General features: G+C 69.6%; 25 protein-coding genes and 1 tRNA gene. 22 read left to right on the plus strand and 4 right to left on the minus strand.

Annotated features, from left to right (window positions below; translation table 11 throughout):
• A complete protein-coding gene (locus tag ACZ6JS_RS01880; protein WP_469295135.1) occupies window positions 1-588 on the plus strand; it encodes an HD domain-containing protein in 588 nt (195 codons plus the stop codon).
• Here ACZ6JS_RS01880 and ACZ6JS_RS01885 read toward each other — a convergent pair.
• A complete protein-coding gene (locus ACZ6JS_RS01885; protein WP_469295137.1) occupies window positions 581-1,051 on the minus strand; it encodes an NUDIX domain-containing protein in 471 nt (156 codons plus the stop codon). The genes ACZ6JS_RS01880 and ACZ6JS_RS01885 overlap by 8 nt on opposite strands.
• On the minus strand, window positions 1,048-1,737 hold the full coding sequence (locus ACZ6JS_RS01890) for an XRE family transcriptional regulator (protein ID WP_469295139.1): 690 nt from the start codon (window positions 1,735-1,737) through the stop codon (window positions 1,048-1,050). Before ACZ6JS_RS01890 ends, ACZ6JS_RS01885 begins: the two co-directional genes overlap by 4 nt.
• A gap of 895 nt (window positions 1,738-2,632) precedes the next feature.
• Between ACZ6JS_RS01890 and ACZ6JS_RS01895 the strand changes: the two genes are divergently transcribed.
• The 14 genes from ACZ6JS_RS01895 (at window position 2,633) to ACZ6JS_RS01960 (ending at window position 13,600) form a co-directional block, all read left to right on the plus strand.
• Entirely contained in the window at window positions 2,633-2,953 is a 321-nt protein-coding gene (locus ACZ6JS_RS01895) for a hypothetical protein (protein WP_469295140.1), read from the plus strand.
• Window positions 2,950-3,597, plus strand: coding sequence for a GGDEF domain-containing protein (locus ACZ6JS_RS01900; RefSeq protein WP_469295142.1), 648 nt, complete (start codon window positions 2,950-2,952; stop codon window positions 3,595-3,597). The genes ACZ6JS_RS01895 and ACZ6JS_RS01900 overlap by 4 nt, the downstream gene beginning before the upstream one ends.
• Window positions 3,597-4,694, plus strand: a complete 1,098-nt coding sequence (locus ACZ6JS_RS01905) for a conjugal transfer protein (protein WP_469295143.1) — start codon at window positions 3,597-3,599, stop codon at window positions 4,692-4,694. The genes ACZ6JS_RS01900 and ACZ6JS_RS01905 overlap by 1 nt, the downstream gene beginning before the upstream one ends.
• Window positions 4,694-5,038 (plus strand): RRQRL motif-containing zinc-binding protein, encoded by a 345-nt coding sequence (locus ACZ6JS_RS01910; RefSeq protein WP_469295535.1) that lies wholly within the window; start codon window positions 4,694-4,696, stop codon window positions 5,036-5,038. Before ACZ6JS_RS01905 ends, ACZ6JS_RS01910 begins: the two co-directional genes overlap by 1 nt.
• A 54-nt stretch (window positions 5,039-5,092) precedes the next feature.
• Window positions 5,093-7,270, plus strand: a complete 2,178-nt coding sequence (locus ACZ6JS_RS01915) for a cell division protein FtsK (RefSeq protein WP_469295144.1) — start codon at window positions 5,093-5,095, stop codon at window positions 7,268-7,270.
• A gap of 140 nt (window positions 7,271-7,410) precedes the next feature.
• Entirely contained in the window at window positions 7,411-7,692 is a 282-nt protein-coding gene (locus ACZ6JS_RS01920; protein ID WP_469295146.1) for a hypothetical protein, read from the plus strand.
• Window positions 7,693-7,696: 4 nt separating this feature from the next.
• Complete coding sequence (locus tag ACZ6JS_RS01925) at window positions 7,697-7,897, plus strand: hypothetical protein (protein WP_030717854.1); 201 nt, start codon at window positions 7,697-7,699, stop codon at window positions 7,895-7,897.
• Window positions 7,894-8,499, plus strand: coding sequence for a hypothetical protein (locus tag ACZ6JS_RS01930; protein WP_469295147.1), 606 nt, complete (start codon window positions 7,894-7,896; stop codon window positions 8,497-8,499). The genes ACZ6JS_RS01925 and ACZ6JS_RS01930 overlap by 4 nt, the downstream gene beginning before the upstream one ends.
• Window positions 8,496-8,798, plus strand: a complete 303-nt coding sequence (locus ACZ6JS_RS01935) for a hypothetical protein (protein WP_469295149.1) — start codon at window positions 8,496-8,498, stop codon at window positions 8,796-8,798. The genes ACZ6JS_RS01930 and ACZ6JS_RS01935 overlap by 4 nt, the downstream gene beginning before the upstream one ends.
• A gap of 12 nt (window positions 8,799-8,810) precedes the next feature.
• Window positions 8,811-9,101 carry a hypothetical protein gene (locus tag ACZ6JS_RS01940; protein ID WP_469287304.1) on the plus strand — a complete coding sequence of 97 codons (291 nt, stop codon included), beginning with the start codon at window positions 8,811-8,813 and terminating at the stop codon, window positions 9,099-9,101.
• An 86-nt stretch (window positions 9,102-9,187) separates the two neighbouring features.
• Window positions 9,188-10,114, plus strand: coding sequence for a bifunctional DNA primase/polymerase (locus ACZ6JS_RS01945; RefSeq protein ID WP_469295150.1), 927 nt, complete (start codon window positions 9,188-9,190; stop codon window positions 10,112-10,114).
• Entirely contained in the window at window positions 10,111-11,661 is a 1,551-nt protein-coding gene (locus tag ACZ6JS_RS01950) for a YfjI family protein (RefSeq protein ID WP_469295151.1), read from the plus strand. Before ACZ6JS_RS01945 ends, ACZ6JS_RS01950 begins: the two co-directional genes overlap by 4 nt.
• A gap of 320 nt (window positions 11,662-11,981) precedes the next feature.
• Window positions 11,982-12,152 (plus strand): helix-turn-helix transcriptional regulator, encoded by a 171-nt coding sequence (locus ACZ6JS_RS01955; RefSeq protein WP_007266569.1) that lies wholly within the window; start codon window positions 11,982-11,984, stop codon window positions 12,150-12,152.
• Window positions 12,149-13,600 carry a tyrosine-type recombinase/integrase gene (locus ACZ6JS_RS01960; protein WP_469295153.1) on the plus strand — a complete coding sequence of 484 codons (1,452 nt, stop codon included), beginning with the start codon at window positions 12,149-12,151 and terminating at the stop codon, window positions 13,598-13,600. Before ACZ6JS_RS01955 ends, ACZ6JS_RS01960 begins: the two co-directional genes overlap by 4 nt.
• Window positions 13,601-13,604: 4 nt before the next feature.
• On the opposite strand, the gene ACZ6JS_RS01965 is transcribed toward ACZ6JS_RS01960, so the two are convergent.
• Both ACZ6JS_RS01965 and ACZ6JS_RS01970 read right to left on the minus strand, forming a co-directional pair.
• Window positions 13,605-14,366, minus strand: coding sequence for a hypothetical protein (locus tag ACZ6JS_RS01965; protein ID WP_469295155.1), 762 nt, complete (start codon window positions 14,364-14,366; stop codon window positions 13,605-13,607).
• A 176-nt stretch (window positions 14,367-14,542) separates the two neighbouring features.
• A tRNA-Arg gene (locus ACZ6JS_RS01970) sits at window positions 14,543-14,614 on the minus strand.
• An 82-nt stretch (window positions 14,615-14,696) separates the two neighbouring features.
• Between ACZ6JS_RS01970 and ACZ6JS_RS01975 the strand changes: the two genes are divergently transcribed.
• From ACZ6JS_RS01975 to rho, 7 genes are all read left to right on the plus strand, one after another.
• On the plus strand, window positions 14,697-15,194 hold the full coding sequence (locus ACZ6JS_RS01975; protein ID WP_469295156.1) for a response regulator: 498 nt from the start codon (window positions 14,697-14,699) through the stop codon (window positions 15,192-15,194).
• Between the two features lie 78 nt (window positions 15,195-15,272).
• A complete protein-coding gene (gene nrtL, locus ACZ6JS_RS01980) occupies window positions 15,273-16,247 on the plus strand; it encodes an ArgS-related anticodon-binding protein NrtL (RefSeq protein WP_469295157.1) in 975 nt (324 codons plus the stop codon).
• A gap of 19 nt (window positions 16,248-16,266) precedes the next feature.
• A complete protein-coding gene (gene lysA / locus ACZ6JS_RS01985) occupies window positions 16,267-17,658 on the plus strand; it encodes a diaminopimelate decarboxylase (RefSeq protein WP_469295158.1) in 1,392 nt (463 codons plus the stop codon).
• 127 nt (window positions 17,659-17,785) lie between these two features.
• Window positions 17,786-19,087: a homoserine dehydrogenase gene (locus tag ACZ6JS_RS01990; RefSeq protein WP_469295536.1), complete on the plus strand. Its 1,302-nt coding sequence runs from the start codon at window positions 17,786-17,788 to the stop codon at window positions 19,085-19,087.
• 6 nt (window positions 19,088-19,093) lie between these two features.
• Complete coding sequence (thrC, locus tag ACZ6JS_RS01995; RefSeq protein ID WP_469295159.1) at window positions 19,094-20,164, plus strand: threonine synthase; 1,071 nt, start codon at window positions 19,094-19,096, stop codon at window positions 20,162-20,164.
• Between the two features lie 334 nt (window positions 20,165-20,498).
• Window positions 20,499-21,425 (plus strand): homoserine kinase, encoded by a 927-nt coding sequence (thrB, locus tag ACZ6JS_RS02000; RefSeq protein ID WP_030660261.1) that lies wholly within the window; start codon window positions 20,499-20,501, stop codon window positions 21,423-21,425.
• A 430-nt stretch (window positions 21,426-21,855) separates the two neighbouring features.
• A complete protein-coding gene (rho, locus tag ACZ6JS_RS02005) occupies window positions 21,856-23,943 on the plus strand; it encodes a transcription termination factor Rho (protein ID WP_469295161.1) in 2,088 nt (695 codons plus the stop codon).
• The last annotated feature ends 254 nt before the right edge of the window (window positions 23,944-24,197 follow it).

Raw genomic sequence — 24,197 nt, forward strand, 5'->3', positions numbered from 1 at the left:
ATGCGGCCACGGAGGGCATGCACTGTGAAGCTGGCTAGGTGGGCGCATGATCTTGCCGAATCGCTGCTCGCGGAGAGTCTCCCGAACCGGTGGGCTCACTCTCGGCGGGTGTACGCCCAAGCGTTGACCCTCGCGCCGGCGCTCGGCGACGACGCAGAACTACTGGCCGCGGCTGCCATTGCGCACGACGTCGGCTATGCCCAGGCCGCCGTGGCCACGGGCCAGCACATGATTGACGGCGCCCGGTACCTCCGTGACGTGGTTGGAGCGGACCCCCGCCTGTGCAGCATCGTGGCCTTCCACACATCTTCTCCGTGGGAGGCCGCCGAGCTGGGATTGTCCGAGGCTCTTGGGGAGTTCGGCCCTGCGGAACCTGAGCTGGTGGACGCGATCACCTACTGCGACTTGACCAGCAGTCCCACGGGGCAGCTCGTTGACCCCGGCCAACGGTTGGTAGAGGTGCTTGACCGCTATGGGCCTGATCACGTCGTGTTCCGTGCGGTTTCCGCTGCCCGACCCGAGCTGCTGAGCCGCGTGGACCGCGTACAGAGGCGTTGGGCCGGGGCTGTGCAGGAGAGCGTCAGCTGATTCGAGGGGTAAGCGAGCCGCGGAAGCCCTCCTCGACTCGCAGCCTTGTCGTAGGCGACATGTCGAGTGAGTTGACTTCGGCACGTGGGACCCATCGGACATCGAGCGATTCCGAGCTGACCTTGATATTGCCTCCGACGGGACGTGCCCGGAAACAGAGAGAGAATTCCTGGCGGACCTCGCCGTCCGAGAACGCGATCACGTGCCCGGGGTCAGTGAAGATGCCGACCAGGCCGACCACCTCGACCGTGATGCCAGTCTCCTCCGAGACCTCTCGTACGACCGTAGTGGCGATGTTCTCGCCGATCTCTTGGACGCCCCCGGGCATGCCCCACCGTCCATTGTCTGAGCGGCGTTCCATGAGGATCTCGTCTGCGTCGTTGACCACGAAGGCAGTTACCGCTGGCACGATGCTGTTCGCCCGTGGGGCGAAGGGATCGTTAAAGTAGTCAGTGCGGCTCATGCGTGCCTTTCGATGGGTACGGCCTCGCTCCAGACCTTCTCGAAGCTCTGCTGGTAGGTGGAAACGAGCTCGGCCCCGGCCACCTTCCGCAGGTGAAGTACGGGAGCCATGGGAGCGCTGACACCATAGACCTGTGTGTTGACCAGCCACTCATCGTCGGACCGGTACAGCGAGTTGTGAAGTGTCGACCGGTGCAGACGGAACTCGACACCGGGTACGTGGTAGAGCGGTCGGTAGAGCTTCAGTACTTCGCGGACCTTGTACGCAACGCCTTCTCCGATCTCCTCCTCTTGGCCGCGGCGCTGGATTTCTGGGCTCTGCGGGTCTCCGAGGAGTATCCGGGCGCGGATGCCGGAGGACGCCTTCAGCTTGAGTAGCTGCGTCCAGCGTGGGTTTTCCGCAAGGAACACGCCAGCGTGGACCAGGACGCCGATTTCCCGCTCCGCTCTGCCGAAGAGTTGTAGCCAGAGATCGGCTGGGACGTAGGACCGGTGCGGGTAGACCTTGAGGACCTCGGCGTCCGCCGCGTCCTTTCGCTGGCCGTCAGGCAGCCCGTCGGGCCAGAGGTACGCCTCGTCTTCGCGCAGGTGGGCCGCGATGGTGAGTCGGTGTCGGCGATACGGCGCGCGCCCCTGCGTGATCCACCGTTCGACGGTCTTCGGGTCAACCCCGACATGCTCTGCCATGGCGTCAACCGTCACGCCGCTCGACAGCATGGCGGACCGTAAGCGCTCGTTTGCCATCTGCACCCCCAGGGACGTCCAGGGACGTACTCGCCCCACGGAACGCTATCGAGGACGTCCCAAGTCGTCCAGTGACGTGGTGACTTCGTCCCCGTCTCCGGCGGCACTCTGATGGCACGCCGCAGCGGCTCGGAAATCACGAAGGGCTTGACAGCCCGGACCGAGCGAGCCACTGTGAGGTACATGTTCAAGCATGTATCGCTTTGGTGATGCAGGGCTCCACCTGTTTGTGCCCGGAGGAAAGCCCGAGGGGGCGAGTACGAAGGCAGCGTTCGTTCCTTGAGAACTCAACAGCGTGCCAAGCGAAACGAGACGGGGCGTGACCCCCGTCCCCATGGCGACGGGCTGTCGTCGGCGGCAACACCTTCTCTTGCGTTCTGGCTCTGGAGAACACCCGCTTCAAAGGGGGTGCCACCCGGTACGCGCCGCCCTGCTGGCGTCAGAGCAGTGACGATGACGCACCCGACTCCCAGGGCTCGGGACTGGAGCGCCGTGGCAACGGCGTGCCGGTGAAGCCTCACCCCTCCGGCTTGGAGGCTCCTGTGATCCACCGACATCTACGGGCGCTTGCCGTACTGGACCGGTACGGCTGGCCGCGCCCCTTGTGTCACCGCTCAACCGCCTTGCGATGCATCTCCGGGCTTCACCGCCGGGCATTGCTCGCACGGCTGGCTCTCCCTTCCGCAGCGCTCGCAGCGCTGCGGCCGGTTGCCTCCCCCGCCCGTCATGCACGGGCGGGGTGCGGGGAGCCGCGAAGTTCGGGCTTCACTCCCGGGGCGCTGCCTCTCACCACGGACCGAGGCGCCCCGGTTCCCTTCGCTCATCAGGAGAGATCGACATGCGTTCGTACATCGGTAATCACCAGATCGTGAACCCCGCCGAGTTCGAAGAACTGGCGCTCGGCTTCGATGAACTGCCCCTCGGGCTCGACCGGGATCTGTTCCGTGGTCCGCTCACCCCGGAGACCGCCCAGGAGCGTGCGGCCCGCGAGGCGGTGGCCCGTGAGGTCATCGCGGAGCTGGCAGCGCTGGGTGAGGGTGGCGACGAGATCGCCGCGTGGGACGCGCTCTACGCCGACGCCCTGACCCGCACGGTTCCGTTCCTGCGTGCCGCTGCCCGTGACGCCGGCCGTTCCGCCCGGATGGGGGACGCGGCATGAGCCACACCATGACGGCGCTGGCCGCAGCACTTCCTCTCGCGTCCGGCTGGTCCGTTCACAGCCTGTGGATGCGGCGCCGGATTGCGGCGGCCCGCCGTGACCCGCTCACCGGGCTGTTGACCCGCGATGGTTTCACCGAGGCTGCCAGGCGCTGGCTGTCGTCGATCAGGCCGAGGGCGGTGTGCCTGATCGACCTCAACGAGTTCAAGCAGATCAACGACACCTTCGGCCACGCCGCCGGGGACGCGGTCATCCGCGCCGTTGGCGAGCGGCTGGGGGAATGGGCGCTCAGCAACTCGGCCGTTGTGGGGCGCTTGGGGGGCGACGAGTTCGCCGCCGTGGCTCCCGCGTACAGCGAGAACCAGCTCGCCGAAACCCTCGCCAGCCTGACCGCTGGGCTGGAGCAGCCGGTAGACGTCGGGGGGCACTCGCTGACCATCAGCGCTGCGATCGGCGTGGTCCGCTTCAACCCGCGTACGGACCGGGCGGACCTGCCCGAGCTGCTGCGGGTGGCGGATGAGCAGATGTACCGAGCCAAGCGCACCGGCACCCCATGGATCCAAGCCCACGGCTGCGCCCCCGAACAGGCGACGGTCAACGGCCGCCGCGACGGCCGCCCCGGCACCTGTGGGGAGGTGGCGTGATGAAGACCCGCAAGGCACTGACTGTCGTGCAGAAAGTCGTGCTGACGGCCGCGTTCGTGCCCATGCTCGCCACCGGTGTCGCCGGTGGCGCGGGTACCTACAGCAACATCAGCCGTGCCTACGGCAAGGGCACAGCGCTGGGCGCAGTCGCGGCCGGCGAGGGTGCGACCGCGGTTCTCGCGCTGGTTCTGCTCGGGCTGACGATGCTCGGCCAGTCCTCCCCCCGCATCATCCGGGTGGGCTTGTGGGCCCTGCCCGCTGCCGCCTCGGTCATGGCGGCGATGGCCGCCGATGACCCGGGCCGCACCGTGATCTACGCCGTGACCCCGATGGGCATGTGCGTTGCGGCCGAGGGCATGGCGTTCCTCGCCCGGCGGATCGTGGTCCACCAGGACGGCCGCGACGCCGAGGCAGAAGCCAAGGCGGCCGCCGTGGTGCGGTCCCTGGCCTACCACCGCGCTCGTGCCGCGAACCACCCGTGGGCGCTGGTTCGGAAGTGGTCCGATCAGACGTCGTGGCGGCTGGCCCGCAAAGTCGGGTTGGGTGACGCGTCGCTGGGCGCCCGACTCCTGGACGTCCAGCGCGACAGGCTCACCAGCGGCGCCGACGCTGCCCTGGCCGCCATGTTCACCCCTCCCGCAAACCAGAATGAAACGCTAGGGATCACCGTAAATCGGTTGGGGTCTGACCTGCACGAGTCGACCCCCGAGGCGCCGACCGTGACAGCCGACCTTCCTGCCCTTGAGTCGGCCGACCCGATCCCCGCCATCGAGTCGCTGGCACTGCCCGAAGCGGTTGCGGTAGTCGAGCCGGTCGAGCTTCCCCAGTCGGCCCCAGTGAAGTCGGTTGCCGCTGCGGAGTCGGCTCCGCGCCGGGCGACCGGTCGGGTACCGAAGTCGGCCCGCACGCCCCGACCGACGCGCGATTCGGATGAGCTGCTGGATGAGGCCCGGTCGGTCACGGCCAACTGGACCGATGGCGAGCTGACGGCCGAGGCCATCCGCAAGGCAGTCCGCACCTCCTCCGCCAACGGCCGTCTGTTGCGCGACACGCTCAAGGCCGAGCGCGCCGCCGAGGCTGAAGCGCCGGCCGCGTGATGGCCGGGCACGGCATCCCCGTCTACTCCTGGAGGCTCGCCCCGGACGGGCTGGCCACCCGCCGTCAGCTCCGCGCGGCTGGCCTGCGCCCCGGCGGGCAGGACGTCGTGGCCCAACTGGAGCGCCCCCGCCGCCGGCGGGATCCGCTGACCGCCTACCTGTACCGCGTCGACCTGGCCAAGCCGGTCCGGCCGATGACCCCGGGCAAGGCCGCAGCGCTCGCCAAGGCGAACACCGCCCGCCGGACCTGCCCCGAGTGCCGCACGGACGCGGGCTACGTCATCCCGACCTCGCTCGGCATGTGCGTGCCCTGCGCCTACCCCGAAGACCAGCGCGCTGCCTGACCTGCACGGCGGGCCCGAACACCTCGCTGTCCGGGCCCTTCCACCCGACTCGATATGAGGGAGCAGACCACCGTGTCTGATGTCCACGCCACCGGCCAGAGCGAGGAGCCCGAGCGTCCCGGCGCCGAGGTCTTCGACATCACCACCAAGCGCCCCGCCAACCCGACCCCCGCCCCGGCAGCTCCGCCGGCCGACCCGGACGACGACGAGGACGAGTCGCCCCGGCCGAGGCCGGTCGACTCGCCCAACCTGCCGTCCCCGGGCGTCACCACGTACAAGCGCCTGCCGATCATCCCGACCTGGCTGAAGTCGAAGCCGGGGATCATCTCCACCACCCAGCGCGCCGCGAGCAACGCGTTCTACGCCACGGCCTTCCACGGCATCCGCACCCCCTGGTACGCGCTGCAGCTCGGCATGCTCGCCCCGCGCGGCATGGCTCGGCTGGTCCGTGACACCAACCGGTGGGTGTGGGACGCCGAGGCGGCCCCGCTGCGGGCCTATGAGGTCTACAAGGAGAACACCGCCGAGTACCTGAAGCTGTCGCGGCAGCGGGACAGCCGGGTGCGCCTGCGGACGCTGGTCACCGTGGTGGGGCTCATCTTCGGTACGGGCTTCGCGCTGACCATGTACGTCATGGCCCCCGGCTGGCTCGCCGTACTCGCCTCGGCCGCGGTCCTCACCGCGGGTTTCTGGGGTGCCCCGAAGGATCAGCCGGTGATCGGGCCGGCCGTCCTCAAGACTGAACTCCAGAAGCTGACCGGGATGCTCGTGCTCCGGGCTCTGGACAACATCGGCAACGCGAAGCTGTCGGCCGCCATCAAGAAGGGCGGCGACATGAACGGCCTGCGGTTCACCTCGGAGATCACCCGGGACGGGCCCGGCTACCGCGCCGACCTGGACCTCCCGTGGGGCGTCACGCCCGAGGACATCATGGAGGCCCGTAAGCCGCTGGCCTCCGGCCTGCGCCGCAAGGTGGGCTCCGTGTGGCCTTCGGCCGACCCGACCGAGCACGAAGGGCGGCTGGTCTTGTGGGTGGGCGACAAGCCCATGAACGAGACCAAGAAGCCCGCCTGGCCGCTGCTGAAGTCCGGGCAGGTGGACCTGTTCAAGCCGGTTGTCTTCGGCAACGACCAGCGCATGGCCGACGTCGCCGTCACCCTGATGTTCGCCTCCGTGGTCGTCGGGTCCATCCCGCGTATGGGCAAGACGTTCCTGATGCGCCTGTTCCTGCTCATCGCCGCTCTAGACCCGCGCGCCCAGCTCTACGCGTTCGACTTCAAGGGCACCGGCGACTTCGGCGCGCTGGAGCCCGTCTGTCACCGCTACCGGGCCGGGGATGAGGATGAGGACATCCTTTACGTCCTCGAATCGCTGCGGGAGCTGCGGGCCGAGCTGCGGCGCCGGGCGAAGGTCATCAAGTCGCTGCCCCGCTCGCGCTGCCCGGAGTCGAAGGTGACTGCCGAGCTGGCCAATGACAAGAGCCTCGGTCTACACCCGATCGTCGCCGGATTCGATGAGTGTCAGGTCCCCTTCGAGCACGAGAAGTACGGCAAGGAGCTCGAAGAGATCTGCACCGACCTGTGCAAGCGTGGCCCGGCCCTCGGGATGGTGACCCTGTTCGGCACCCAGCGCCCGGACGCGAAGTCGCTGCCCACCGGGATCAGTGCGAACGCGGTGCTGCGGTTCTGCCTGAAGGTCATGGGCCAGCCCGCCAACGACATGGTGCTGGGCACGTCGATGTACAAGGCCGGATACCGGGCCACGATGTTCTCCCGCACCGACCGCGGCATCTGCTGGATGGCCGGTGAGGGCGACGACCCGCGCATCGTGGCCTCCGCGTTCGTGGACGCGGTGGCCGCCGAACAGGTCGTCGTCCGCGCCCGCAGGATGCGCGAGGAGTACGGCAACGTCACCGGCCACGCCATCGGCCAGGAACCCGAAAGCGGCGAAGCCTCCTTCGACCTCCTCGCCGACATCCTCAAGGTCGTTCCGGCCGATGAGGAGAAGGTCTGGAACGAGAAGGTCGCTGCCCGCCTCGCCGCCCTGCGCCCCGAGGTCTACAGCGGCTGGAAGGCCGAGACGGTCACCACGAATCTCAAGCCGCACGGCATCACCGCCCAGGACGTCTGGGGCTCCACCACCGCCGGCAAGGGCACCACCCGCCGCGGCATTGCCCGCGCAGACATCACCACCGCCATCACCCTCCGTGATGGCAAGCGGTCCGGGAGCTGACTCGCACCGCTGCTAGACCTAGCGGCCATTGCTGCTAGGTCTAGCACCCCCGCTAGCACCCCGAAACGCTCCCCATCAGCGATCTCGCATCTAGCAGCCGACCTGCGCAAACACCGGAAACCCCGCCCGGAAGGCACCTGATGGCCCTCATCCTCCTTGCTGGCGCCTGTCTGCTCGTCGTCACTCTCGGTTACGTCAGCCTGTGTGCGGGATCGCCGTTCGGCACCTGCCGCAAGTGCCGTGGCTTCGGCTTCGCGATGAAGACGGACCGCAAGGGCCGACTCAAGCGCGGCAAGCACTGCCGCCGCTGCGACGGTCACGGCAAGCGCATCCGCGTCGGCCGCCACCTCTACAACCTCTGGCTCCGCGCCTACCGCGACGCCAACCCCGCCCCGCGCAAGACGTTCGCCCCGAAGGGATAGCCCCATGGCCATCACCGTCTCGCTCGTCGCCCTGTTCGGGCTGGTCCTGTTCTTCCTCCTGCGCTCCAAGACCCTCGGCTACGGCTCCGCGTTCGTCGCCATGATGTTCGGCTTCTTCCTCGCCTCCACCGGTGCCTCCGGCCCCATCAACGAGCTCACCACCGCGATCATCAAGGCCGTCTCGGACCTGGGGAGCCAGGGATGAACGAATCCATCACCTACCGGCACTGGGCCGTCGATCTCGCCCCCAAGGCAGCTCCCGCCGTGGCCACCACGACCGTGCTGATCCTGGGCCGGATCTGGAACGCGAACGGCGCCGAACACTCCGTCGGCAACGCGGCCTTGATGGTCGTCCTCGCCACCGGGGCCGCGACGGCCGGCGCGTTCTCGGCGGGCAACCACTCCGGCGGCAGCGTCATCGCCGGAACCGCGTTCGCCGCATCCGGCGGTCTGGCCCTGGCAGGAGTCGCCGGGTACGCCGACGGCCTCTCCCTCCCGATCCTGCTGTGGGCGCTGGCCACGGCTGTCGCCTATGGACTCGCCGCCCGTTACTGGCGCACCGACCGCCGCGAGACCGTCGCGCACGAGCGGCACACCCTCGGCCGCCGCGAAGACCACGCGCACGTCGAACGCGTCGAAGCGTTGCGCGCCGGAGCACAGATCGAAGTCGCCCGCTCTGGCGCCGCCTACGCCGAACAGCTCGCCAACGCCCTCATCACCCGCGCCAACCTCCCCGGCTTCAACCCGCAGGCCATAACGGACGCGGGACTGCCCGAACTGCGCACCGCCGAGGGGAAGGACTGGTGACCGGGCCCGAGGCGGCCTACGCCACCGCGCCGAGCATCATCAGCGAAATCGGCTGGACCGTACGCGGAACCCGCGACTGCCGCCGCGGCATTCACGTCCGCGAGTTCTGGCTCCGCAAGGCCGCACTCCTGGACCGCATCGCCCTCACCGACGACGACCCCGTCAGCGGCGACGCCGCGACCTGCGCCACCGAAGCGGCCCGGCGGCTCATCGAGATCGACCACGCGGACGGCCCCCGTACCGCAGACCCCCGCGGCTACGTCCGCCAGGAATACGCCCTCTGGATTCGCCACCACTGAGGAGAGATCACCTTGAGTTCCAGTCCCGCCCTGAGCACCACGCAGCACCCCACGATGCACACGCAGGTCGACGGCCGCCGCTACCGGCCCGAGCGAGTCAGCGTGATCGCGGTTCTGTCCCACATCCGCAGCGCCCGCAAGAGCCCCAAGAAGGCCGACGCGGTCAACGTCTACGCCTTCACCGGCCGCGACGGCATCCCGCTGCACGTGGTCTACATCCACCACACCCCCGGTCGCTGGCACGGCGTGAACGACGTCATCGACGTCTACGAGATCCCCACCGCCGCGCTCACCGACCTCTAGCTATGCCCGGGGCGGCCGCCTCTCACCACAAGACCGCGACCGCCCCGGCTTCTCCGTCCCTTCGCAGAAACAGGAGAGCCCCCAGCATGACACCAACCCCCACCCCTTCGCTGCTGCGCGCCGCTCTGGCCGCCGCCGAGCGCGGCTGGCCCGTCTTCCCGCTCCGCCCCGGAGACAAGCGGCCCGCCGGCCACCCCGAACGCAACTGCCCCCGCACCGGCCGCTGCACGGACGGCCACCGCACCCCCGAACAGCGCGCCACCCTCGCAGCCGAACAGATCACCGCGTGCTGGCAGAGCGCCCCGTACAACGTCGGCATCGCCACCGGCCCCGCCGGCCTGCTGGTCGTAGACCTCGACATCCCCAAGGACGACGAGGGACCCGCGCCCGCGGACTGGGCTGGAGCGACCGACGGCCTGGACGTGTTCGCCATGATCTGCGAGCGGGCGGGAAAGCGGCTGCCGACCGAGACGTTCACGGTGCGCACCCGCCGTGGCGGACAGCACCTGTACTTCGCCGCCCCCGCCGAAAAGCAGCTACGTGGCAGCGCAGGACGGTTGGGGTGGAAGGTCGACACGCGAGCCTGGGGCGGGTACGTGGTCGCGGTCGGCAGCACGGTCGGCACCGGCTCGTACGAGATCATTCACGACGCACCCCCGGCCCCCCTCCCCACGTGGCTCGGTGACCTTCTCATCACGGCGCCTGCACCCGCCCCGGTCCCCGTGGCCGTACTCCGCTCCCGCATCGGAAAGGCCGACCGGTACGCGGCGGCCGCCCTGAACGGTGAGGTTGCCAAGGTCGCTGCTGCCGTCACTGGCGCCCAGAACACGACGCTGTACAACGCGGCCTATGCCCTCGGCCGCCTCATCGCCGCCGGGGCCCTCACCGAGGCGGAAGTAACCGACGCGCTCACAGCTGCCGCACCGACGGGACTCGCTCCTTCTCGCATCGCGGCGAGTATCCGCGATGGCATTCACCGCAGCGCCCGCAACGCCACGGGAGATGCGGCATGACCGCGCAGCCCGTGGACGCCGACCTGTGGGCAGGGTTCGACGCCCTCGCCGCGGAGGACGTGACCGGGCCGGTCTGGGACGAGCCGGTCCCGCTTACCGGCCGCCGGGACCTCCCCGCTTTCCCCGTGGACGCCCTCCCGCCGTGGCTGTCCGCCATGGTCGCCGCCGTCGCCGAGGAAACCCAGACCCCCGCCGACCTCGCCGGATGCCTGGCCCTGGCAGTCATCGCCACGGCCGCCGGCGGCCGGGCCACCGTCTGCGTCCGCGGCCGGTGGCGAGAGCCGGTCAACCTCTACACCGCTGTGGCCCTGGACCCCGGCAACCGCAAGAGCGCCGTGTTCGCCCTGATGACCGAGCCACTCATGGCCGTAGAGAAGGCACTCGTGGAACTCTCCGGCCCGGCCCGCGCCGAGGCCGAAACCACCGCGCGCCTTGCCAAGGCCGCCGCCGACAAAGCAGCGGCCAAGGCAGCGAACGCCGAGCCGGGACTCCGGGACCAGCTCACGGCTGAAGCCGTAGCCCTCGCACAGGCCGCCGAGGAGATCAAGGTCCCCTGCAAACCCCAACTCGTCGCGGACGACGTGACGCCCGAGAACCTCGCCACCCTGCTCACCGAGCAGGAAGGCCGGATCTCCGTTCTCTCCCCGGAGGGCGGAATCTTCGAAATCATCTCGGGCCGCTACAGCGGGGCACCCAACATGGAGATCTTCCTCAAGGGTCACGCGGGGGACATGGTGAGGGTCAACCGGCAGGGCCGCGAGGCCCAGCACGTCGAACACCCTGCAGTCACGATGGGCCTCGCCATTCAGCCCGAAGTTCTCGAATCCATCGGGCAGATCAAAGGGGCAGATGGCCGTGGCCTGCTGGCCCGCTTCCTGTACGCGCAGCCTGAATCGCTGGTCGGCCGCCGCAACCTCACCCCGGAGCTGATCCCGGATGACGTGGCCGACACCTACACCCGGCAGCTCGGAGGGCTGGCCATGGCCCTGAACGGCTGGACTGATCCGGCCGTACTCACCCTCACCCCCGACGCCGATGCCGTCATGCTCGCCTACCAGAAGGTCACCGAGTCCCGGATTGGAAAGGGCGGCTCACTCTCGGGAATCGTCAAGTGGGCGAGCAAGCGAGACGGCGCGGTCGCCCGCATCGCTGGCCTGCTCCACCTGGCCACCCACCCCGACAGCGGGTGGACCCGACCGATCGAGGCCGCCACGCTGGCCGATGCCAGCCGTCTCGGGGACTACTTCACTGCCCACGCGCAGCACGTGTTCGACGCCATGGGCGCCGACCCGGCGCAGGAAGCAGCGCGCCAGCTCCTCACCCACATTCGGGACGCGAGGCTGAGCGGATTCACCAAGCGGGACCTGTTCCGGCAGCTCTCCCGCGGAGACTTTCCCGCCATGGCTGACCTCGATCCGGCCCTGGCCCTGCTGGAGGAACACGGCTGGCTCCGTCAGCAGCCCCCGCCCCCGCGCACCGGACGCGGCGGCCGGCCTCCCTCCCCGAAGTACGACGCGCACCCCCGCCTCGGGCGTGGCGACGCCTGACAGAACCCCGGTCAGACCGACACAACTGACAGAACCTCCGCCCTAGCGCGCTGACCTGCGCAAACATGCCTTCTGGCCGTCGTGACAGAACCTCCGGAAACTCTGACAGAACCCACCCGCCAACCCCGGCAGACCACCGCCGGAGGTTCTGTCAGAGTTTCCGCGAGTTTTGTCAGAGCCGCTCCAGGCCTGAAACTCGCAGGTCAGCGCGTTTTCACCCAGGTTCTGTCAGTTCTGTCAGCGGTCCGGGGGGTTCTGCTCCGCAACTCATCCCCTTGTCTCCCCGAAGGAGCCTCGCCGTGGCCAAGCCTCGCGACGAAATGCTGACCATCCCGCAGGTAGTCGAAGAAATCGGTGTTCCGCGAGCCACGTTCTACCGCTGGCGGCAGTGCAAGAAAGGCCCCAAGTCCATCAAGCTCCCGAACGGGTCCGTGCGCATCCGGCGGTCGGAGCTGACCCGTTGGCTGGAGATGCGAGAGGAAACCGCGTGACGAACGGCGCTGATTCCGGGTCCGAGCAGACTAACGGCTCGGGCCCGGAAGGGTTTTCCCTCGACATTCGGCTCTGGAATGTGACCAAGGCTCAGAGCAAGACCCGCCCCTATCAACTCCGCTGGATCGTCGGAGGCAAGGTCAGTAGCAAGACGTTTGCGACCGTGGCGCTTGCTGGGAGCCGCCGGTCCGAACTGTGGTTGGCGATGAAGCGCGGCGAGGCCTTCCGTATCAAGGACGGCCTTCCTGAGTCGGAAGTCCGAGCCGCCGCGCAGGCCGCAGAGCCCGCAGATGCCCGCGAGGAACTGTCCTGGTTCACGTTCTGCCGCGAGTACATGGCCATGCGCTGGCCCACAGCCGCTGCCAAGACCCGTGAGGGCATCGCGGACGGACTCGCGGCTGTCACCCTGGCCATGGTCGAACAGGGCAAGCAGATGCCCAAGGTGGAGGAACTACGCCTCGCTCTTCGCTGGGCTGTTGTCCCGGCAAACGCCGAGCTGGAGCCGCCGGCCGAACTCGATGACGCTCACCGATGGCTGTCAGAACGGGCGCTCCTCGTATCGGCCCTCGAAGACCCGAAGATCTTGCGAGACGTCCACTACCGCCTCTCGTTCAAGCTGGATGGCTCGCCGGCCGCAGGTGAGACTGCACGCCGCCGTCGCCGAGCTCTGAACACGGCGGTGGAGTACGCCATCGAGCGGAAGCTACTGATGGAGAACCCCCTTGTGGCGCTCAAGAAGGTGAAGACCTCGGCATCGGATCGCGTGGATCCGCGGGTTCTCGTGAACAAGACGCAGGCCGCTCAGCTCCTGGCCGCGGTCTCCTACGTCGGGACATGGGACCGCAAGAAGGGGCGCCGTCTGGTCGCCTTCTTCGCTGTCATGTACTTCGCAGCGCTCCGCCCGAGCGAGGCTGTGGGCCTGAAGAGTCGGGACTGCCACTTGCCCGAGACAGGGTGGGGGACACTCACCCTTCGCGACACGAATCCCGTCTCCGGGAAGCAGTGGACCGACAGCGGCGAGCGTCACGACAAGCGAGGCCTGAAGTCCCGCGAAGCCAAGGAAGACCGCCCGGTCCCGATTCCCCCGCCGCTGGTCGCCATGCTCCGTGACCACCTGCGCGAGTTCGGCACCGCCACGGACGGCAGGCTGTTCACCAACGAGCGTCTCGGACTGGTCGGCAGTAGCACGTACTGGCGGGTCTGGAAGGACGCCCGCGAGTACGCACTCCCGCCGGACCTCCAGGAATCCATCCTCGGGGGCCGGCCGTACGACCTCAGGCACACCTGCATCACGACCTGGCTGAACGCTGGAGTTCCGGTTGCCGAAGTCGCCCGTCGGGTGGGTAACTCACCTGAGGTGATCCATCGTGTCTATGAAGGGTGCATCTACGGACAGGAAGCAGCTATGAACTCGAAGATTGAGGCGGAGCTGGATTGGGAGTTCTAGCCGCTCAACCGAGCATCCGCATGACCTGTTGGCCGAGCCCGAAAGCGCCGGTGCCGATGCTGATCATTCCATTGACGGAATTGATCCAATCGCGGAATCTGTCGACAAATCCTGCTTCGCGCATCGACTCGACGTGCTCGGGCCTTCGGATGACAGATCCGAATAGAGCATCGAATGTCGCCTCAATGTCCTCGCGGCCTGTCACTCGGGCGACGTGCACTGCCTGCAGCATGGCGTGCAGGTGAGACAGGAGCAGGATTCGAAGCTGTCCGGGGAGCGCAGCCGTGCCGACCTCGCTCATCATCTCGGTGATCAGGCTTTCGAGCCGTGCGAGGTCGTCCTCAGAGAAGAACTGAACCGGGCTGGCGCGATGCAATGTGCGACTAACGGAGAGTAGCCCGTGCATGGCCGCGCTCTGGGGGATGTGCCCACCAGGGACGATCTCGAAGAACACCTGGTAAAGCGGCTTGCGTGCGGCAACTCCAGCCACCGCTCTTTCCAGTAGGTCGAGGCCGTGGAGAAGGTGCTCCTCCTCGTCTTGCTCCTCGCCCAGGGCACGTACCGCCGCGATGATTTGGCTGGGGAGCTGAATCACGCTGGCGATGGCGTGTACGCCGTCCGCGGTGTTCTCGCCCACCTCAAGTGTTTGGGCGAACGCGGTCCATGCGAGGACCTGTTCTTGGTCTCGCTGGCCGGGGAACCTGGCGTGTACGGCGAGCAGCACGTCTCGAAGTCGCGCAGCTGGGTTGTCATGTTGCGGTGCCATGGCGACACGTTAGGTGCTCGTTGATCGGCCGTCACTGGTTCCAGCTGCTCTATCGCAGGTCTATCGCGATCAGTGCGTAACAACGACAAAGACCTGGACTCAGTGGGACTGGGTCCAGGTCTTCATGCTTGGCACTTCAGCAGGTCAGCGCCCTTGCGGTGCTGTTCTAGCTGGAGTGCCCCCGGCAGGATTCGAACCTGCGCACACGGCTCCGGAGGCCGTTGCTCTATCCCCTGAGCTACGGGGGCGTGTCGCTTGTGGTGCGGCGACGGGTTGAACACTACCAGCTTCCACGGGGTGATCAGGAACCGTTTTGTGGGGGACGGGGGAGTGGGTCGCCCGCACGGGGTGGAAGTGGCAAAAACCCGGACGCGGGGGCCCGGGCGGACCTACTCTCGAGTTGTGTCAGGCGTCTCGGGCCGGGTCCTCGTTGTCGACGACAACAAGGTCATCCGGCAGCTGATCAAGGTCAATCTCGAGCTGGAGGGCTTCGAGGTCGTGACCGCGAACGATGGTGCCGAGGCTCTGGACGTGGTGCACCGGGTGTGTCCCGACGTGATCACCCTCGATGTGGTCATGCCGCGGTTGGACGGCTTCGGGGCCGCCGCGCAGCTGCGGGCCGATCCGCGGACCCGCGACGTGCCCGTCGCCATCGTCAGCGCCTGTTCGCAGCATGAGGTCGAGGCCGGGATCGCGGCCGGTGTCGACGCCTTCCTCGCCAAGCCCTTCGAGCCCACCGAGCTCGTACGCGTCGTCCGCCGGCTCATCGAGCGCAGGGACCGGCGCGACGGGAGGAAGGGCGCTCCCGCGGGGAGGGGCCGGGGCTGAGCCCGGGCCGGGTCGGGCCGCTGTTCACATGGCGAAACCCATCGCGGGATGACCGGGCGTCTCCCCTAGGCTGGTCCCGTGACCCCCGCAGACCTCTCCCGTTGCGTCGTACGCGCCGTGCGCTGCGCCGTCGCGGACGGGGAGCTGGCCGCCGGTGCGGCCGTGCCCGAGCGGGTCGTCGTCGAACGGACCCGGCCCGGCGGGGTGGGGGACTACGCCACCCCCGTGGCCTTCCAGGTCGCCAAGGCCGCCGGACGCCCGCCCCGCGACGTGGCCGGCGTACTGGCCCGCCGGCTCGGCGCCGAGCCGGGCATCGAGCAGGTCGAGGTCACCGGAGCAGGATTCCTCAACTTCGTGCTGCCCGCCCCCTCCGCGCCCGCCCTCGTGGCGGACGCGAACGCCCGGTACACCGCCATCCGGGACGTCCGCCGGGCTGCCGCCCCTGCCGTCCCCGCCGACGAGAGCGGGCTCGGGCTGCGCGAGCGCGTCGTCCGCCGGAGCGTGCTGCGGCTCCTGCGCCTCCAGGGCGCCACCGAACCCGTGCACCTGCCCGTCGCCCCCGTCGCCAAGCGCGACGGCGACGTCGTCGCCCGCTACGGGGCCGACGCCGCCTGCTGGGCGATGCTCGCCACCCCCGCCCGGGAGACCCCTTCCTTCTCCGACGAGCAGCTCCTCGTACAGGGCGAGGCCGGGGAGTTCTTCCGGGTGCGGTACGCCCACGCGCGCAGCCGGGCCCTCGTACGCAACGCCGCACAGCTGGGCTTCCACCCGGAGGCGGGCGAGGTGGACGACGCCCCCGCCCTGCTGCGCCTCCTCGCCGACCACCCCCTCGTCCTGGAGGCCGCCGCGCACCACCGCGCGCCCGAGCGGCTCACCCGGCACCTCGTCGAGCTGGCCGACGCACTGCTCGACTTCCAGTACGGCGTACTGCCCCAGGGGGACGAGAAACCCTCGGCCGCCCACCGCGCCCGGCTGGCACTCGCCGAAGCCGCCGGGACGGTGCTGGCCGGCGGCCTGGCCCTGCTCGGCATGGACGCACCCGAACGCCTATGACCCGCGAAGAGAGAAACCGATGAGCCGCTCCGCCCACCCCGCCGGGCCCCGCCACGCCGACGTCCTGCCCGAAGGGCACTACTCCCCGCCGCCCGCCGACCTGAACGCGCTCGACGAGAAGGTCTGGGCCCGCACCGTCCGGCGCGAGGACGACGGCGTCGTCTCCGTCGGCGGCATCGAAGTCACCAGGCTGGCCGAGGAGTTCGGGACGCCCGCGTACTTCCTCGACGAGGACGACTTCCGGGCCCGCTGCCGGGCCTGGGCGACCGCCTTCGGCAAGGACGCCGACGTCTTCTACGCCGGGAAGGCGTTCCTCTCCAAGGCCGTCGTGAAGTGGCTGAAGGAAGAAGGCCTCAACGTCGACGTGTGCTCGGGGGGAGAGCTGTCGACCGCCCTCGCCGCCGGGATGCCCGCCGACCGGATCGCCTTCCACGGCAACAACAAGTCCGAGGGCGAGATCCGCCGGGCCGTCGGGGCCGGTGTCGGACGGATCGTCCTCGACTCCTTCCAGGAGATCGCCCGCGTCGCGCACATCGCCCGCGAACTCGGCGTACGCCAGCCCGTGCAGATCCGCGTGACCGTCGGCGTCGAGGCGCACACGCACGAGTTCATCGCCACCGCCCACGAGGACCAGAAGTTCGGGATCGCCGTGGCCGACGGGTCCGCCGCCGAGGCCGTGCGCCGCGCCCTCGGGCACGACTCGCTGGAGCTGCTGGGCGTCCACTCCCACATCGGCTCGCAGATCTTCGACATGGCCGGCTTCGAGGTCTCCGCCAAGCGCGTCGTGCGGCTGCTCGCCGCCGTCCGCGACGAGCACGGCGTCGAACTGCCCGAGATCGACCTCGGCGGCGGTCTGGGCATCGCCTACACGTCGAACGACGACCCCCGCGAGCCGCACGAGATCGCCAAGGCGCTCACGGAGATCGTGGCCCGTGAATGCGAGAGCGCCGGTCTGCGCGCCCCCCGCATCTCCGTCGAGCCCGGCCGCGCCATCGTCGGCCCGACCGCCTTCACGCTGTACGAGGTGGGGACGATCAAGCCGCTCGAAGGGCTCCGTACGTACGTCAGTGTCGACGGCGGGATGTCCGACAACATCCGTACGGCCCTCTACGACGCCGAATACTCCATCGCGCTCGTCTCCCGTACCTCCGACGCCGAGCCGATGCTCGTGCGCGTCGTCGGCAAGCACTGCGAGAGCGGTGACATCGTCGTGAAGGACGCGTTCCTGCCGGCCGACCTGGCGCCCGGCGACCTCCTCGCCGTGCCCGCGACCGGCGCGTACTGCCGTTCCATGGCCAGCAACTACAACCACGCGCTCCGCCCGCCCGTCGTCGCCGTGCGTGACGGACAGGCGCGAGTGATCGTTCGCCGCGAGACGGAGGAAGATCTCCTGCGACTCGACGTCGGATAATGAAATAGGTGTCTCAGCCAATGGACCGAAGATGGAAAGTGCTGTCCATTGGGTGAGACTGGTTCAGACCCTGCGTGCAAACGGTGCGCGGGGTAATGATGGAAGATCGAAAGGCGTAGGTCGAATGATGCGTACGCGTCCGCTGAAGGTGGCGCTGCTGGGCTGTGGAGTGGTCGGCTCAGAGGTGGCTCGCATCATGACGACGCACGCCGACGACCTCACGCAGAGGATCGGCGCGCCCGTCGAGCTCGCCGGCGTGGCCGTGCGCCGCCCCTCCAAGGTGCGTGAGGGCATCGATCCCGCGCTGATCACCACTGATGCGACCGCCCTCCTCAAACGCGGTGACATCGACATCGCGATCGAGGTCATCGGCGGCATCGAGCCGGCCCGCACCCTGATCACCACCGCCTTCGAGAACGGCATCTCGGTGGTCTCCGCGAACAAGGCGCTCCTCGCCCAGGACGGCGCCGCGCTGCACGCCGCCGCCGAGCAGGCCGGACTCGACCTCTACTACGAGGCCGCCGTCGCCGGCGCCATCCCGCTGATCCGCCCGCTGCGCGAGTCCCTCGCCGGCGACAAGATCAACCGCGTGATGGGCATCGTCAACGGCACGACGAACTTCATCCTCGACAAGATGGACTCGACCGGCGCCGGCTACCAGGAGGCGCTCGACGAGGCCACCGCCCTCGGGTACGCCGAGGCCGACCCGACCGCCGACGTCGAGGGCTACGACGCCGCCGCCAAGGCCGCGATCCTGGCCGGCATCGCCTTCCACACCCGCGTCCGCCTGGACGACGTGTACCGGGAGGGCATGACGGAGGTCAGCGCCGCCGACTTCGCCTCCGCCAAGCGGATGGGCTGCACCATCAAGCTCCTCGCCATCCTCGAGCGCGCCGCGGACGGCGAGTCCGTGACCGCCCGCGTCCACCCGGCGATGATCCCGCTCAGCCACCCGCTCGCCTCCGTCCGTGAGGCGTACAACGCCGTCTTCGTCGAGGCGGACGCCGCCGGGCGGCTGATGTTCTACGGGCCCGGTGCGGGCGGCGCCCCGACCGCGTCCGCGGTCCTCGGCGACCTCGTCGCCGTCGCCCGCAACAAGCTCGCCGAGGCAACGGGGCCCGGCGAGTCGGCGTACACCCAGCTGCCGGTCAGCCCCATGGGCGACGTCGTCACCCGCTACCACATCAGCCTCGATGTGGCCGACAAGCCGGGCGTCCTCGCCCAGGTGGCGACGACGTTCGCGGAGCACGGTGTGTCCATCGACACCGTCCGGCAGCAGGGTCGTCCAGACGGGGTCGGCAAGGAGGCCTCCCTCGTCGTCGTCACCCACCGCGCCGCAGACGCCGCCCTCTCCGGGACCGTCGAGGCGCTGCGGAAGCTGGACACCGTCCGCGGTGTCGCCAGCATCATGCGTGTTGAAGGGGAGTAAGGACCCATGAGCAGCAATCGCACCCACCAGTGGCGCGGGATCATCGAGGAGTACCGGGACCGCCTGCCGGTGACGGAAACGACTCCGGTGGTCACGCTCCGCGAGGGTGGCACTCCCCTCGTCCCCGCGCAGGTGCTGTCCGAGCGCACCGGCTGCGAGGTGCACCTGAAGGTCGAGGGGGCGAACCCCACCGGGTCCTTCAAAGACCGCGGCATGACCATGGCGATCACCAGGGCCAAGGAGGAGGGCGCGAAGGCCGTCATCTGCGCCTCCACCGGCAACACTTCGGCGTCCGCCGCCGCCTACGCGGTGCGCGCCGGGATGGTCTGCGCGGTGCTGGTGCCCCGCGGCAAGATCGCGCTGGGCAAGATGGGCCAGGCCCTCGTGCACGGCGCCAAGATCCTCCAGGTGGACGGAAACTTCGACGACTGCCTGGACCTCGCCCGCGCGCTGTCCGACAACTACCCGGTGGCGCTGGTCAATTCCGTCAACCCGGTGCGGATCGAGGGCCAGAAGACGGCCGCGTTCGAGATCGTCGACGCGCTCGGCGACGCACCGGACGTGCACGTGCTGCCGGTGGGCAACGCGGGCAACATCACCGCGTACTGGAGGGGGTTCAAGGAGTACAAGGCCGACGGCCTGGCCTCCCGTACGCCCCGTGTGTGGGGTTTCCAGGCCTCCGGTTCCGCGCCCATCGTGCGCGGCGAGGTGGTCAAGGAGCCGCACACCGTCGCCACCGCGATCCGCATCGGCAACCCGGCCTCCTGGGACTACGCGCTGCAGGCGCGGGACGAGTCGGGCGGCTTCATCGACGAGGTGACGGACCGCCAGATCCTCGCCGCCTACCGGCTGTTGGCCGCTCAGGAGGGCGTCTTCGTCGAGCCCGCCTCGGCCGCGTCCGTGGCCGGGCTGCTCAAGGCCGCCGAGCTGGGCCTGGTGGACCCGGGGCAGAAGATCGTGTGCACCGTGACGGGCAACGGCCTCAAGGACCCCGACTGGGCTGTCGCCGGCGCTCCGCAGCCGGTCACCGTTCCGGTGGACGCCGAAGCCGCCGCGGTGCGCCTCGGCCTGGTCTGACCGAGCGACCGTGAGTCGGGTTCCGGAGGTTCCCCGAGTGCCGTGACGGCGCTCCCGGGCCCTCCGGAACCCGGCAACTCACCTCGTACGACGACAAAAGTGCGGCCGAAGCGGGTCCAACCCGGTCGAAGCCCGCGACACGCATCGTGCGCCTCCTGTGCGCCCTATGTCGCGAGAGAACCTTCCTTCGATACGCTGTACTTACATCCGCCACCGCGCATATGACTGCGGTGCTGCCCCGAGGGCCTTCGGGTGTCGTACGTTCTCCAGTACATTCACAGCGAGCCAGCGAAGAGCGAAGTTCTCGCACAGTCACAAGGAGTGTCATCGGACGATGGCCGGTCCAGCGTTCCGCGCCGCCGCCGTACGGGTGCGCGTCCCCGCCAGCAGTGCCAATCTCGGCCCCGGGTTCGACGCTCTGGGCCTGGCCCTGGGGCTCTACGACGACGTCGTCGTCCGGGTGGCCGACTCCGGCCTGAACATCGACATCGCGGGCGAGGGTGCCGACACCCTCCCGCGGGACGAGAGCCACCTGCTCGTACGCTCCATGCGCACCGCCTTCGACCTGCTGGGCGGACAGCCGCGCGGCCTCGAGGTCGTCTGCGCCAACCGGATCCCCCACGGCCGCGGCCTGGGTTCCTCCTCCGCCGCCATCTGCGCCGGCATCGTCGCCGCCCGCGCGGTCACCATAGGCGGCGAGGCGAAGCTCGACGACGCGGCGCTCCTGGAGCTCGCCACCGAGATCGAGGGCCACCCCGACAACGTCGCCGCCTGCCTGCTCGGCGGCTTCACCCTGGCCTGGATGGACGGGGGCAGTGCCCGGGCGATCCGGATGGAGCCCGCCGAATCCATCGTTCCGGTGGTCTTCGTACCTTCCCGGCCGGTCCTCACGGAGACGGCCCGCGGCCTGCTGCCGCGCACCGTCCCGCACGTGGACGCGGCCGTCAACGCGGGCCGTGCGGGCCTGCTCGTGGAAGCCCTGACCAGGCGTCCCGAGCTGCTGCTGCCGGCCACCGAAGACCGGCTCCACCAGGAGTACCGGTCCCCGGCGATGCCCGAGAGCGTGGCACTCGTCAACCGACTGCGGGCGGACGGCATCCCCGCGGTCATCTCCGGCGCGGGCCCCACGGTCCTCGCGCTGGTCGACAACGACGCGGCCGACAAGGTCGCGCAGCTCGCGGGCGAAGGGTGGGCGGCGAACCGGCTCGCCCTCGACGCCGCGGGCGCGAGCGTACTTCCGCTGGGCACCCAGGGCGGCTAGGCCTGCTCCTCGAGCAGGACCAGTCGGCCAGGGGCGGGCGGCCAGGGCAGGCCGCCCGCGCGGAAGGGCGCGATTGCCGGTGATTGAGAGGGGGAATATCTATTGGATCCGGTAGTGTTAGTCTCAAGTGCGCATCGGAAGCCGCAATGGCCCGGTGCTCAGTGTCCCCATCCGGGACCACATTTCTTCCGGGAGCCTCCCCGACTGCTTTGATCGCTTCCAGCAGTTTCGAGCACGCTCCGGAATCGGCGTGATCTTCCCACGCTCTCAGCTCGGGGGCTTCTCGCCGGAACCCACGCATGTTTCTTTCCGCCGTATCTCTATCGGCGGACCACCGCCCCGGCACGGTCCACACCTAGGACCGTCGTCGGACAGCACAACCGGTCGCCGAGCCAGACAGGCCGACGTCCGCTCCAGGGAAGGACCCTTCGTGAGCGACACCACCGATCTGATGGGCGCTGCCGACACCTCTGTCGACACCAGTGCCCCCGCCGCGGGCGCCGCGGCCGCCCCTGCCGGACGGCGGCGACGCACCGGCACCGGCCTTGACGGCATGGTCCTCGCCGAGCTGCAGCAGGTCGCGTCGGGCCTCGGGATCAGGGGCACCGCGCGGATGCGCAAGAGCCAGCTGATCGAGGTCATCAAGGAGGCGCAGGCGGGCAGTGGTGCCCCCAAGGCCGCCGCCTCCGCCGCCGCGGACACCGCCGAGGCCAAGCCGAAGCGCCGTGCCACCAGCAAGGCCCGTACGGCTGCCGCCGACGCCGCACCGGCGGAGGCCCCCGCTGCTCCCGCCGAGAAGCCCTCCGCGCAGGCGCAGATCGAGATCCCGGGCCAGCCGGCCAGCGACGACGCCCCGGCCGGCGAGCGCCGCCGCCGTCGCGCCACGGCCCCCTCCGGCAGCCCGGAGGGCTCGGCCCCCGTCTCCGTACAGGTCGAGCAGAAGGCCGACACGGCCACCGCCACCGCGCCCGCCGAGCCCAAGGCAGAAGCCGCCACCGCGGTCTCCGCCGGCCAGGCCCAGGGCCAGGACGGCGAGGGCCGCGGCCGCCGCGACCGCCGGGAGCGCGGCGACCGCCAGCGCGACCGCCGCGACCGTGGCGCGAAGACCGACGAGCAGGGCCAGGGCGGCCAGGCCCAGGGCCAGCCCGCGCAGGGCGGCCAGGGCGGCGGCCGTCAGGACCGCGCCGACCGTCAGGACCGCCAGCAGCAGGGCGGCCGCGGTCAGGGCCAGGGCCAGCAGGGGCGCCAGGACGCCGGCCCGCAGGACGACTTCGACGACGAGGGCGGCCGTCGCGGCCGCCGCGGCCGCTACCGCGACCGCCGGGGCCGCCGCGGCCGCGACGAGTTCGCGCCGAACGAGCCGCAGGTCGCCGACGACGACGTGCTGATCCCCGTCGCGGGCATCCTCGACATCCTGGACAACTACGCGTTCATCCGGACCTCGGGCTACCTGCCCGGCCCCAACGACGTGTACGTCTCCCTCGCCCAGGTCCGCAAGGCGGGTCTGCGCAAGGGCGACCACACCACGGGTGCCGTGCGTCAGCCCAAGGACGGCGAGCGCCGCGAGAAGTTCAACGCCCTGGTGCGCCTCGACTCGGTGAACGGCATGGCGCCCGAATCCGGCCGTGGCCGACCGGAGTTCCAGAAGCTGACGCCCCTGTACCCGCAGGACCGGCTGCGCCTGGAGACCGACCCGGGCGTGCTGACCACCCGCATCATCGACCTCGTGTCGCCGATCGGCAAGGGCCAGCGCGGCCTGATCGTGGCCCCGCCGAAGACCGGCAAGACCATGATCATGCAGGCGATCGCCAACGCGATCACCACGAACAACCCCGAGTGCCACCTGATGGTCGTCCTGGTCGACGAGCGTCCGGAAGAGGTCACCGACATGCAGCGGTCGGTCAAGGGCGAGGTCATCTCCTCGACCTTCGACCGCCCCGCCGAGGACCACACCACCGTCGCCGAGCTGGCCATCGAGCGCGCCAAGCGCCTCGTCGAGCTGGGTCACGACGTGGTCGTCCTGCTGGACTCCATCACCCGTCTGGGCCGCGCGTACAACCTCGCGGCGCCCGCCTCCGGCCGCATCCTGTCCGGTGGTGTCGACTCGACCGCGCTGTACCCGCCGAAGCGCTTCTTCGGTGCCGCGCGCAACATCGAGGACGGCGGCTCGCTGACCATCCTGGCCACCGCGCTGGTCGACACCGGCTCGCGCATGGACGAGGTGATCTTCGAGGAGTTCAAGGGCACCGGCAACATGGAGCTCAAGCTCGACCGGAAGCTCGCCGACAAGCGCATCTTCCCGGCCGTCGACGTCGACCCGTCGGGCACCCGCAAGGAGGAGATCCTCCTCAACGCGGAAGAGCTCGCCATCGTCTGGAAGCTGCGCCGGGTGCTGCACGCGCTGGACTCGCAGCAGGCGATCGAACTGCTCCTCGACAAGATGAAGCAGACGAAGTCGAACGCCGAGTTCCTGATGCAGATCGCGAAGACGACCCCGTCGGGCAAGAACGACGACTGAGGTCCGTCGGCCGGCGTCCCGCGCCGGTCGTGAGGCATCGCCACGGCAGCCCCCCCGCACACCCGCGGCGGGGGCTGCCGTGCTTTCTCCACCTGCAACCGGGGGTACCTCGGGAGGGCGTCGGGGCCGTGCGAGCTTCGCCACACCGCACCCGGAGCGCGGCCTCCCGCCACATACCCCGAAACCGCAGGTGAGGAAGGCGCTACCCAGAGTTTTGTCCCGGTTCGTACGTCAGTGGCGGCCGTACGGTGGTT

It is taken from the genome of Streptomyces sp. NPDC046349 (genome assembly GCF_055587885.1).